At 35.9% G+C, this 11,310-nt stretch carries 10 protein-coding genes and 1 tRNA gene; 1 reads left to right on the forward strand and 10 read right to left on the reverse strand.

The window, feature by feature from the left end; all coding sequences use genetic code 11:
• The coding region (locus Q5O73_RS08305) for a CDP-glycerol glycerophosphotransferase family protein (protein ID WP_302669454.1) at positions 1-1,409 on the forward strand (1,409 nt) is incomplete at its 5' end.
• A 20-nt stretch (positions 1,410-1,429) separates the two neighbouring features.
• Here Q5O73_RS08305 and Q5O73_RS08310 read toward each other — a convergent pair.
• From Q5O73_RS08310 to Q5O73_RS08355, 10 genes are all read right to left on the reverse strand, one after another.
• On the reverse strand, positions 1,430-2,830 hold the full coding sequence (locus Q5O73_RS08310) for a prenyltransferase/squalene oxidase repeat-containing protein (RefSeq protein ID WP_186840713.1): 1,401 nt from the start codon (positions 2,828-2,830) through the stop codon (positions 1,430-1,432).
• A 39-nt stretch (positions 2,831-2,869) separates the two neighbouring features.
• A complete protein-coding gene (locus Q5O73_RS08315; RefSeq protein WP_118589629.1) occupies positions 2,870-3,979 on the reverse strand; it encodes a DUF4430 domain-containing protein in 1,110 nt (369 codons plus the stop codon).
• A gap of 15 nt (positions 3,980-3,994) precedes the next feature.
• Complete coding sequence (rsmI, locus tag Q5O73_RS08320; protein WP_186840714.1) at positions 3,995-4,834, reverse strand: 16S rRNA (cytidine(1402)-2'-O)-methyltransferase; 840 nt, start codon at positions 4,832-4,834, stop codon at positions 3,995-3,997.
• Between the two features lie 21 nt (positions 4,835-4,855).
• Positions 4,856-5,587, reverse strand: coding sequence for a tRNA1(Val) (adenine(37)-N6)-methyltransferase (locus Q5O73_RS08325; protein WP_186840715.1), 732 nt, complete (start codon positions 5,585-5,587; stop codon positions 4,856-4,858).
• Between the two features lie 13 nt (positions 5,588-5,600).
• Positions 5,601-6,494 carry a stage 0 sporulation family protein gene (locus tag Q5O73_RS08330; protein WP_302669455.1) on the reverse strand — a complete coding sequence of 298 codons (894 nt, stop codon included), beginning with the start codon at positions 6,492-6,494 and terminating at the stop codon, positions 5,601-5,603.
• Entirely contained in the window at positions 6,491-7,552 is a 1,062-nt protein-coding gene (locus tag Q5O73_RS08335; protein ID WP_302629424.1) for an ATP-binding protein, read from the reverse strand. The genes Q5O73_RS08330 and Q5O73_RS08335 overlap by 4 nt, the downstream gene beginning before the upstream one ends.
• A gap of 74 nt (positions 7,553-7,626) precedes the next feature.
• Positions 7,627-8,220 carry a guanylate kinase gene (locus tag Q5O73_RS08340; protein ID WP_186840717.1) on the reverse strand — a complete coding sequence of 198 codons (594 nt, stop codon included), beginning with the start codon at positions 8,218-8,220 and terminating at the stop codon, positions 7,627-7,629.
• Positions 8,221-8,236: 16 nt separating this feature from the next.
• Positions 8,237-9,661 (reverse strand): aminotransferase class I/II-fold pyridoxal phosphate-dependent enzyme, encoded by a 1,425-nt coding sequence (locus tag Q5O73_RS08345; protein WP_302669456.1) that lies wholly within the window; start codon positions 9,659-9,661, stop codon positions 8,237-8,239.
• 30 nt (positions 9,662-9,691) lie between these two features.
• Positions 9,692-10,624 carry a hypothetical protein gene (locus Q5O73_RS08350; protein ID WP_021952423.1) on the reverse strand — a complete coding sequence of 311 codons (933 nt, stop codon included), beginning with the start codon at positions 10,622-10,624 and terminating at the stop codon, positions 9,692-9,694.
• Between the two features lie 586 nt (positions 10,625-11,210).
• Positions 11,211-11,283: transfer RNA gene (locus Q5O73_RS08355), tRNA-Phe, on the reverse strand.
• Positions 11,284-11,310 lie beyond the last annotated feature (27 nt).

Here is an 11,310-nt window from a genome sequence, read left to right on the forward strand (position 1 = left end):
CCAGTCAGTATACCCATGTGTGGGCTGTGGCTGACATTGAAAAAACCGGTGATAATTTAAAGGAATATTCTGAATATTCCAATGTTATTATTGTTCAGAAAGGCTCTGATGATTACTACAAATATTTAGCCACATGTAAATATTTAATAACCAACTCTTACTTTGATTATTTCTTTGAAAAAAGAGTTGATCAGGTTTACATAAATACATGTTGTGGCATTCCTTTTAAGCACGTAGGCTATGATAATCATTCCCAGCCTGTGGAAAACAGCAAGGATTTAGTCCGCAACTTCCTTATGGCTGATTATCTGTTGTCTGCCAACCGTTTTATGACAGACACATTGTACAAGCATGCCTTTATGTTAGAGGGAATTTTTCAGGGAAAGATTCTTGAATTAGGATATCCCAGAATCGATACTATTTTAAATTCCAATACCGCAGTTGTGTATAAGCGGTTGGAGAATTGCGGTTTTGACACTAATAAAAAAATCATTTTATATGCTCCTACATGGCGTGGAAATGTTAATTCCGTTGACTTTAATTTAGATGGCATTAAAGATGCCATTTCAAAAATGTCCGGCGCCATTGATGAAACCCGGTATCAGATTTGTCTCAGGGTTCACTATTATTTGTACGAAGCATTGGCAAAAGACCCTGATTTAAGTAAGTTTTTAGTTCCTTTTACAATTGATACCAGTGAACTTCTTACTGTTACAGATGTTTTAGTTACAGATTATTCTGCAATTTTTTATGATTTTTTAATTACACAGCGACCTATACTTTTCTATCTTCCTGACTACAAGGATTACAGGAAAAGTCGTGGACTTTACATTCCTGCAAAGAAGCTTCCGGGATATGCAACATCCGATGTGGATTTAATAGCTGCTTCCCTTACTGCCATTTGCAATGATCCTGAGCAGTACATGGAATATTACGGAGAAAATTATTATGAATTAATGAAAAAGTCCTTAGAAGGTGAAGATGGTGAAAGCTGTCAGCGTATTGTAAATACCATACTGCGAAACAAAAATACGCCAATTGCTGTTAATACCCTAAAAAATTACAAAAAGCAGACTCTTGTTATTGTGGATATTGACACCAATGGCAAAACTTTTTATGACCAGTTAAATGAATATCTTGATAATGTAAACTTTTTCGATAATGACATAACTATTTTAGTTACGGCATTTAAGGATACATATAACCGTGAATACTTTAATGCCCTTGCCACTAAAATACGTGTTTTAGAATGGCACAGGCTTCCTTATGAGCTTAAGAGAGATGACAGTTTCTTTACCCGTGAGGTAAGACGTACCCTTGGCAATTCCGACTTTGACGAAGTTAAGTTTATAGGCAAAGTTTCCGAATACTGGGCTGAATTTGCCAATAATGTTATTAAGTTATCATAACAAAAAGTAGCTAAAAACCACTACTTATGGCTTTTAGCTACTTTTTCTTTTTTTATAATTATTACCGTTCCTGCTGCCACTATAACTATGGCTCCCAGCAAAATAATTATTCCATTATTATTCTTTTGTTTTTCCTCACTACTACTGTTTTCCGTTGTTTCCTCAACTATTTTAGTAACAACTATCGTTTCTCCATCTTTTTTCGTTTCAATTTCAGTTTCTACTATGGTTTCATTTTCCACAGTTTTTTTTCCTTTTTTCTTTGACTTTTTAATTGTTGTTGTTTCCGGCAACGTTTTTTCCTGATAATAGGTTGTTGTATTGTTTATTTTTTTCACGGTTTTAGAACTTTTTGAATTTTTGTTTCCTGACCTGTTATTTTTGTTATTTTTATTTTCGATATTTTCCCTTGAATTATCTGCTTTTTTTATTTCAATGCTTTTGTAGGTAATTCCGTCAGACATATCAAAAAGTCTGTTCATTCCTGAAATATTTCTATAATAGGCAGTTAAAGCATACATCGCCTGTTCCGTGGACATCTGATTTATCATTCCTCCCTGAGCATGACTAAATCCACCATTTTTATAATATTTCATTAAACCATCTATTACGGAATTTCCGTTTTTTATAAACCTTGAATCCTTTACACTTACATTTATTGTGGAAATTGCCGTTAAAACCTGTGCCGTACTTTCACAGTTTTTAACATTAGATGTAGCATATCCTCCATCACTTTGCTGCAATTCTCCAAGGCAGTCCACTGCCTTGTCCACAGCTTTTTTTACCCTTTCTTCACTCATATATGGAGCTAGTGCCTGAATTGCCATAGCTGTCATATCTGTGTCAGCTTTTGTGCCACTAAAATTCCAGCCTCCATCGGATTTTTGGTTGTTTAAAATAGTCTTAACCAGCTTTTCCCTTGTTGTAACCTCTCCGGTGTAATTTTTCTCAGGCTTTGGAATATCATAATTTCCACAATCAAGGGCAATTAATCCATAAATAATACCATTTAATCCCTGACTAATAAGCCTGTCATATTCAGCTAATGGTCTTACGAGATTATATCCTGCAAAATTTTCCGGATTTTCCTCTATAGCTGTTAGTGCAATAACAACCCTTGCATACTCCGTATATTTTCTGGAAGATAACTGTCCGTTACAGGATTTCACATATGCCTTTAAATTGCTTTTGTATGTAGAAAGAGTTTCCCGGGTAACGGCTCCATATCTGGCAAGCCCCATTACCATCCATTCCCCGCCTACACTTCCATAGGAAGGTTTTGTTATATTATATTGCTCATAATATGAAATGTCATACAAATACTTATCTGTCTGGGCCTTTGTTAATGCAGTTGCCCCACATACAGGTACTGTACTTATTAGCAATAATATCATTATTACACAGACAATCCTTTTTTTCATATTTGTATAACTCCTTCATTTTGTAACTTAAATAGCTGATTATTTCTTTATCCTTACGGTTTTAACCTTACTCCATTTGCCATATATACGAACTCCGTTAACCACTCTGTAACCACGGACTTTCACATAGCATACCTGTTTTTTCTTTAATTTCTTTGTTGTTATATATGTTTTTGATGTGGTCTTTACTACTGATTTTTTAAAACTTTTGCTTACGGAATATTTGTACTGATATCCTGTTGCTCCTGATGCTTGGTTTACATAAATTTTAGCCTTGTACTTTCTAACATTTTTAACTGTTTTTATGGAAGCGGTTTTCACTGTAGGATATGTGGGTTTCTTCTTTGCTCCCTGCAATGCTGCCAAAGCATTATCCACATTCTTTTGTGTAGGATTGTACTCCTTTGCTACCTGAAACGCCTTATCATATGCTGATTTAACATTTGGATATGCCATCCAGTAATCTTTCTTTTCGTTAGTTTCCGCCACTTCCTTTAAAAGTGCATCCCTGTTAGCCATCTGGAGTTTAGGAATACCGGTGTAGCTTTCCGTATCATATCCTAAATCAGCTCCATAACCATAAACTGAAAACTGAAGTCGTATAACATCTCCATCTTTTACAGGTATGTAATTAACTGATTCACTTGCCGGCTCATTGTTGATGGTAAACATCCATCCCGCCATTTCGCCATATGAATATTCACCTAATGCATTATTTTCCAACTGATTTCCTATATTTACACTACTTGTAGGTGCCTTATAAGAAACGCTATGCTCCTCACCGTCACTTCCCACATATGTATATGAGTAATCAGGCATGGCTGAAATTTCTTTTGGAATATTCACCGTTCCTGCATCTGCATTATTTATGGTCTTAAGATAAAAAGTCTTTACCCCTGTAGCTGTATAAGTTCCTCCCATATCCTTAAGGGCTCTTTTAAAAATCGTCTTTACATTATCTCCTGCCTTTATTTCCACCTTAACAGGCTCCATGTAAAAGCCCTGACCAATAGTCATTCTTTCTATGTCAAAGGTAACTGTTCCCAGATTTTCTTCCTCTGCACCTTTTACATATCCCGGTGTGTAAACTGATAAAATCATAGCTGCTGCTAAAATTCCCGCAACAAACTTCCTTGCCCATTTGTTCATAAACTACTCCTTATCCTATCTGTTACATTCATTATAAATGTCTCTCTTAGACACGCCTCTATCCTTTGCCGCAAGCTTCATGGCTTCTTTTTTGTCCCGGCCTTGGTTTACATAATATTCAACATGCTCCTGAACACTCATTTTTTCCCACTGCCTGCGCTTTTCTTCTATTAATTCCTCTTCAGGTTTTCCTGCAATTACTAAAACAAACTCTCCCTTTATATCTGTATTGGAATATTTCTCTATTAATTCTGAGAAAGTTGTCTGAAAAGCTTCCTCATACTTTTTTGTCAGTTCCCTGCATACCGTAAGTGGTCTGTCACCTAATACATCCATTAATTCCTTTAAAGTCTTAAGTAATCTGTGAGGTGCTTCATATATAATAATAGTTCTGGTTTCCTCCTTAAGGCTCTCCAAAACTCTTGATTTTTCCTTTTTATCCTTTGGCAAAAATGCCTCAAAACAAAATCTCCTTGTTTTCTGCCCTGACATGGTAAGAGCTGTAATACATGCTGCCGCACCGGGAAGTGAAGTTACTTCCACCCCTGCCTCATAGCACTGTCTTACAAGTTCCTCTCCCGGGTCTGATATTCCCGGCGTTCCTGCATCAGTTATTAATGCCACATTTTTTCCATCTAACATTTCCTGCACCAAAACCTTTGCCTTATCATATTTATTAAATTCATGATAGCTGGTCATAGGTGTTTTTATATCAAAATGATTTAATAACTTTATGCTGTTTCTGGTATCCTCCGCACCAATAATATCCACTTCCTTAAGGGTTCTTACCACCCTGTAAGTAATATCTTCTAAATTTCCTATTGGTGTAGCACACAAATATAATTTTCCTGCCATTTTTCTTCCTTACTTAAAACATTAAAAACCATATATCTCATGGATTTCATCAGAATACACGCCTTGTTCCTTATAAACAACAATAGGAGGCTCCACCTTCATCATAGGTCTCTCTCCCCTTCTTCCCTCAATTAAAACCATATTGGCTTCTCTGTCTGAAAAAGGATGTACCATTCTTATACGCTTAGGCTCAATTCTATATTTTCTCATAATCTCAATAATGTCCACTAACCTTCTGGGCCTGTGAACCATATAAAATCTTCCACCGGGCTTTAAAACCTTAGCACTTTCCCTGACAACATCCTCTAAGGTACATTTAATTTCATGTCTTGCTATTGCCTTTGGCTCTTCAGGATTTTTAAGTCCGTGATTTTCTGTCATATATGGTGGATTAGTAGTCACCACGTCAAAGGATGCTTTTCCAAAAATCTCTCCCGCTTCCTTTATGTCCCCGGTTACCACATCGATTTTATCTGCAATATTATTAAGCATAACGCTTCGCCTTGCCATGTCCGCACTTTCTTCCTGAATTTCCAGACCGGTAAAATGCATTCCTTCTGTCTTTGCCTCTAAAAGTATAGGAATAATGCCTGTTCCCGTTCCTAAATCCAGCACCTTTTCCCCTTTTTTTACTGCGGCAAATCCGGTAAGTAAAACAGCATCAATGCCAAAACAGAATCTTTCCCTGTCCTGAATTATACAATAGCCGTTTCGCTCTAAGTCCACAATGCGTTCATTTCCTTTTAGTTCCATAAATTTATTCCCATTAGTCCAATTTTGAACTTTCTGTATCCTCAAGTCCTTTAAGTTCCTTAAGTTCATCTGCTGCCAAATCAAACTTCTTTTTCTTAGGCTTAAACTTAAGCTCGTTTACAGAATACTCCCTGATTTCTCTCTCATCATTTTGTTCAATAACAATTTTAACCTTCTGTCTTAAAACGTTGACACTTGTAACCTCCCCTTTAAATCCGTCAAAGGTTTTAACAGTTTCTCCCACATTTGGAAGGTTAGAATTTAAGTGTTCATAAGCCTCCTGCTCGTTTTTAAGACAGCACATAAGTCTTCCGCATATTCCGGAAATCTTTGTGGGATTAAGTGACAAATTCTGCTCCTTAGCCATCTTAATTGAAACAGGTATAAACTCTGACAAATAAGTATTGCAGCACAGTGGTCTTCCACACATTCCTATGCCGCCTAACATTTTTGCCTCATCTCTCACTCCCACCTGTCTTAACTCAATTCTTGTTTTAAAAACCGAAGCTAAATCCTTTACTAACTCTCTAAAGTCAATTCTTCCGTCAGCTGTGAAATAAAATAAAACTTTATTGTTGTCAAAAGTATACTCTGAATCTATTAATTTCATTTCAAGGCCGTGCTTTGCAATTTTTTCCTTACATATTTTGAATGCCTTTTTGCCCTTCTCAATATTTTCCTGTGCCTTTTGGTCGTCCTCCGGTGTTGCCACCCTTATAACAGTTTTTAAAGGCATAACCACATCTTCTTCCTTTTCCTCCTTTACGCCAAAAACAACATAGCCATACTCTATGCCTCTTGCCGTTTCCACTATAACATGGTCTCCTTTTTTTATTTCCAACTCTGCCGGGTCAAAATTGTAAATTTTTCCTGCCTGTCTAAATCTGACTCCAATAACTTTTATCATTTTTTTATCCTTTCTTTTATCGATAAAAACAATACCTCCATGGTAATATCAAAATTAACATTTGATTTAATTCTGTTCCATGCCTGGTCTATTGATTTTAAAATAATATTTATATGAAAATATGATATTTTTTCTGACATTTCCACAATTTCGTGATAATCATCCTGAAAAATAAGTTTTTCCGTATCTCCCGTAGCCTTGTACAAAAGTACATCCCTGAACCACGTTTGCATTAGCCCGAAATAATCATCTATCTGATTTTTAAAACTGCCTGCTTCCTTAACCCTCTGGGTTATAATGTCCATTCCGCCTTTCTCTAAAGAAAGAAGTGTGCCTACCACCTGCTGCTTTAATTCCTTAAAATCCTCAGATGTAGCCAGCTTTATGGCTTTTCCCGGATTACCATTGGCAAAAACCGCTGCCACATTAGCCTCATAATTTCCAATGCCATACTCAGACATTAACTGATTTCTAATGGTCTCTTCCTTTACCGGCCTTATGTTTAGCAGTACACATCTTGACAATATTGTTTGAAGAAACATATCTGCATTAGTTGTCAGCAAAATAATTATTGCATATTCCGGTGGCTCCTCAATGGTTTTTAACAGGGCATTTTGCGCCTGCACCGTCATTTTTTCACTATCAGGAACAATATAAATTTTGTATCTGCTGCTATAGGGCTTTATATCAATATCATTGTTAATCTGGTCTCTTATTTCATCTACGCCTATACCTGATTTCTCGTGAGTTACATATTTTATGTCCGGCTGGTTTCCCGAATCTGTCTGGTGACAGGATTTACAATGTCCACAGGCAACTCCGGTAATTTCCTTCTTTTCCCCTGTGCCTTCTCCAAAATCAAACTGCATATTTCCATCAGATGCATCAGGATTATTTGCTTCACATTGAAGTGCCTTGGCAAAATGAACTGCCAGTTTCATTTTTCCTGAACCTGCCTCACCATTTATAATATAGGCATGGGATATTTTTCCCATTTTTATGGCATTTTCAAAATGTTTAATTATATGGTTTTGTCCAAGAATCCTTCCTGACTCCATATTTCGCTCCTATCTTAAAAATGAATTTGCACATTAAGGTTTGAGCTAAATATTATCTGACACAAACCCACCTTTTATAATACCATAAAATCACGAATATCTTCAACTATCTCTTCTATGCATCTTTCCAGACTGTTATTTTCATATCTCTTTTTGATTCCCGCTTTTTTTATATTTTCCTCGCAAAAATCTTCTTCATCTGCCAGAAATCTTCTGCAAAGCTCTGTATATTTAGGATTTTCCTGCTGTCTCTCCCTATTTACGGCTCTTGTCAGCCTTTCTCCTGTTTCCACTTCCACATAAATAGGAACAACTACCTCTTTTCCGTAGTATCTAACCATCTGCTCATAGGATTCCAGTGTTCCTATGTACAAATAATTTCCTTTTTCAAGATTAATCTGTCCGTCATCCACCGTAAAATAACTCCAAACTCCGTAAACAGTGTTGTAATCCCTGCACTCTATTACTTTTCCCTGATTTTTTAAAGCCTCAAGTTCCTCATTATTTACAAAAAAATACTCCACACCGTTAATTTCCCCTTCTCTCATGGGTCTTGTGGTGTAACCTGTTACAGTATTTAAATTTAATTCCCTGTCTTCCTTTAACTTTTTAAAAATTGTATCCTTCCCGCTACAGCTTTTTCCCAACACAAAAAAAATCTTTGCCATTTTACTTCCTCTTAATCTATTTAATAACCTTAATGTATTTATTTTCCATATCCGCTAATCCGTTAATGTTCATATTCATTTTCTTAAATTCTTTTACCTGACTAATTAATTTATGGGAAATAACTTCCCCCGGCACTAAAAGAGGGATTCCCGGTGGGTATAAATAAAGAAACTCCCCTGAAACTTTTCCCTGTGCCTCTTCTATTTTAACCGGTACACTTTCTGATTTCTGTGCCTCATAAACAGACATTGCCCTGTCATTTCTTGTAAGTTCAAATTCTGCTGCGTCACAGGTCTTTTCCTTATAACTAATACTGCTGTCTATTTCTTTCAAACTTTCATAAAGTCTTTGTATCTGGCTTAAATCATCACATATACCTGTAATTCCCAGAACATATTCCGGTGCTTCCATTTCCATTTCAAATCCATAGTGTTTCCTTAATATATCTGAAAGCCATTTACCATCCCCTGCCTGTGCTTTTATGCATATTACCAGCTTTGTAGGATCCATATCATATACGGAAAACTTTCCTACAATTTCCTTTCCCGGCACATAAAAGCTTTTTAATTTATTAACATTGCTTCTGAAATTATTAAGGGCTATTAACAATTTTCCCATGAAGTTATCACCATAATTTTCAATAACATCAATACACCTGTCAATAGATGCCATAAGCACATATGAAGGGCTTGATGACTGGTAAATTCCCAGAGTTTTCTCCACTTCTTCTTCTTTTACCCTGTTGCCACATTTGTGCAAAACCGCTGTCTGTGTCATGGACGGCAATGTTTTGTGAACACTTTCTATAACCAGGTCTGCCCCTAATTTGTACGCCGGTGTCGGAAGCTTATCACTTATTCTAAAATGTGCTCCATGAGCCTCATCAACAATTAACACCGCCCCGTATTTATGGGTAATTTCTGCTATTTTTTCAATATCAGATACTATCCCATCGTAGGTGGGGGATGTTATAACCACTGCCTTTGTGTCTTTGTTCTCCCTTAGCAGTTTTTCTAATATTTCAGGATTATATCCTCCGTTTATTCCCAGTTCACTAACATATTCCGGATAAAAATATTCTCCTTTAAGATTTCTAATTGTCATGGCGTTATACACCGCTTTATGACAATTTCTTCCTATTATTATTTTATCCCCAATATCTGTCACTGCATTTATGGCAGCTAAAATTCCACAGGAACTTCCATTAATTAAAAACCATGTTCTATCTGTTCCATAGTAGGACGCTGCCCTATCCATTGCCTCTTTTATAATGCCCTGAGGATGATGGAGATTATCAAAATCCGCTATTTCAGTAATATCAATATCGAAGGGATCCATTCCTGAAAGCATGCTGTCATTTCGCTTATGTCCCGGCATATGAAAGGGATATTTGCCATTTTTTCCGTATTCTATTAATTTATCGTACAATATATGACTCATTTTCTATTCCTTTTTATAAGTAACTATACCTTATAGCTGAAAAAAGCTTATTTGCTTATTTGTATAATCGCCCCTGTTAAATCCTTCCACAAAAACTTCCATTGATATAAATATTTTACGTCCTTTTTTTGTAACATATGGAATATCCACGTTAAACACCACATGATCTCTTGTGTTGTTATCTTCCCTTTCCATAAGCTTCTCCAAAACCGCCACAGGCACTGAAAACTCTCCACTGCTCTCCATAAAATTAAGCTCAAAATTTGCCTCAAACTGGTTTTCACTTCGGTAAACACTGTCAATGTATACCTTGCCTATCTCTGAATTTTCCGCTTCCTCCAAAACCGGCTTAAGCCAATCCTTTTTTCCCATAATCATTACCGGATATACTCCGTTTACAATTCCAATTACCGCCTCCGGCATAACTGATTCTTCCTCTACCTCTCTTTCGTACCCCTCTAACAATTCCTGTTTTGTAATATTATTTATGGTAGATTCGCTTAACCCTGCCACGAAATTATCAATTTTTTTAAGTATAGGTTGCATAACTCCTATTCGCTCTAAAGACACCATAAATATGTTGTGAGCCCATGCATATTCCTGTGCATCTCTTGAAAAAGCCGTGGCACTAAAAAAGCACCCCGAATAAGTATACCTATCCGGGATATTTTTTGCTTCGCCTTTTATGGTATAATTTTTTTCTGAAATATCAGCCATTATGCCACCAAAATCCCTTATATGATTTAACTCTACCCTGTTTTTGGCATAATATTTATACTGACATATAATTCGCACCGGATATAAAAACGCTGTTGGCACATTTATCCTACCATAGGCATGTATGTCATGGTATCCGCTACGCCCCGGAACCTCCTCCTCTATAATTGATATATACCTGCTATCCTGCAGTAATTTTTTTACCTTTTCCTCGAAAATATATTCCCTTGCCTGATGTTCCTTCATTCTTTTCTCCGTACCTGTATAACACTAATCGCTACTTTTGTTTTCACTTTATTCTACTATGATTTAGGAACATTATCAAACTAATATTGCTATACGTTTGTTTTTTCTTAAAATCTTAATAATTTGACAAACCTCCCTGAACTATTTGCAATTGCAGATGTATGTGTTATAGTAAACTGAAGCAAAAACAGTAAAAAATGTAATGCTTACACGCGATCTACACAGGCATTACATTTATACAGTATATAAATTAGAAAAGAGGTAACAGATTTGATTTATAAAAACGGATTACTAAGAATAATCATACCTATAATATTTATCATATTAATTTTAGGTTCGTATTTTTATAAAAAAAAGATAGAACCTACACTAAATAATAAAAGTCTTTTGATAATTAGAACTAGTGTAGTTGTTTTGTGTTTGGTAGTAGCAGTTTGGACTTTTGGAAATATATTTCTTTAACTAAAAAATGAAAATATATTAGAAACTTCATAAAGTATATTTTTTTCCATTATCACATAAAAAAAACAGAAAATACAAGATTCATAATAAATCAGTGTTTCCTGCTTATTTTTTTACATAAAAATGCCCAGTTCCGGAATCGAACCAGAGACACGAGGATTTTCAGTCCTCTGCTCTACCAACTGAGCTAACTGGGCATTGAGTTGCGGGGATAGGATTTGAAC

It is taken from the genome of Eubacterium sp. AF15-50, assembly GCF_934835595.1.
GTDB lineage: Bacteria > Bacillota > Clostridia > Lachnospirales > Lachnospiraceae > Eubacterium_G > Eubacterium_G segne.

What these genes read in the sequence shown, in the direction of transcription:
- Q5O73_RS08325 (WP_186840715.1), bottom strand. Translation starts at nt 5,587, where the DNA reads ATGGAACTAAAAGGAAATGAACGCATTGTGGACTTAGAGCGAAACGGC.
- Q5O73_RS08315 (WP_118589629.1), bottom strand. Translation starts at nt 3,979, where the DNA reads ATGAACAAATGGGCAAGGAAGTTTGTTGCGGGAATTTTAGCAGCAGCT.
- Q5O73_RS08330 (WP_302669455.1), bottom strand. Translation starts at nt 6,494, where the DNA reads ATGATAAAAGTTATTGGAGTCAGATTTAGACAGGCAGGAAAAATTTAC.
- Q5O73_RS08335 (WP_302629424.1), bottom strand. Translation starts at nt 7,552, where the DNA reads ATGGAGTCAGGAAGGATTCTTGGACAAAACCATATAATTAAACATTTT.
- Q5O73_RS08340 (WP_186840717.1), bottom strand. Translation starts at nt 8,220, where the DNA reads ATGGCAAAGATTTTTTTTGTGTTGGGAAAAAGCTGTAGCGGGAAGGAT.
- Q5O73_RS08350 (WP_021952423.1), bottom strand. Translation starts at nt 10,624, where the DNA reads ATGAAGGAACATCAGGCAAGGGAATATATTTTCGAGGAAAAGGTAAAA.
- Q5O73_RS08310 (WP_186840713.1), bottom strand. Translation starts at nt 2,830, where the DNA reads ATGAAAAAAAGGATTGTCTGTGTAATAATGATATTATTGCTAATAAGT.
- rsmI (WP_186840714.1), bottom strand. Translation starts at nt 4,834, where the DNA reads ATGGCAGGAAAATTATATTTGTGTGCTACACCAATAGGAAATTTAGAA.
- Q5O73_RS08345 (WP_302669456.1), bottom strand. Translation starts at nt 9,661, where the DNA reads ATGAGTCATATATTGTACGATAAATTAATAGAATACGGAAAAAATGGC.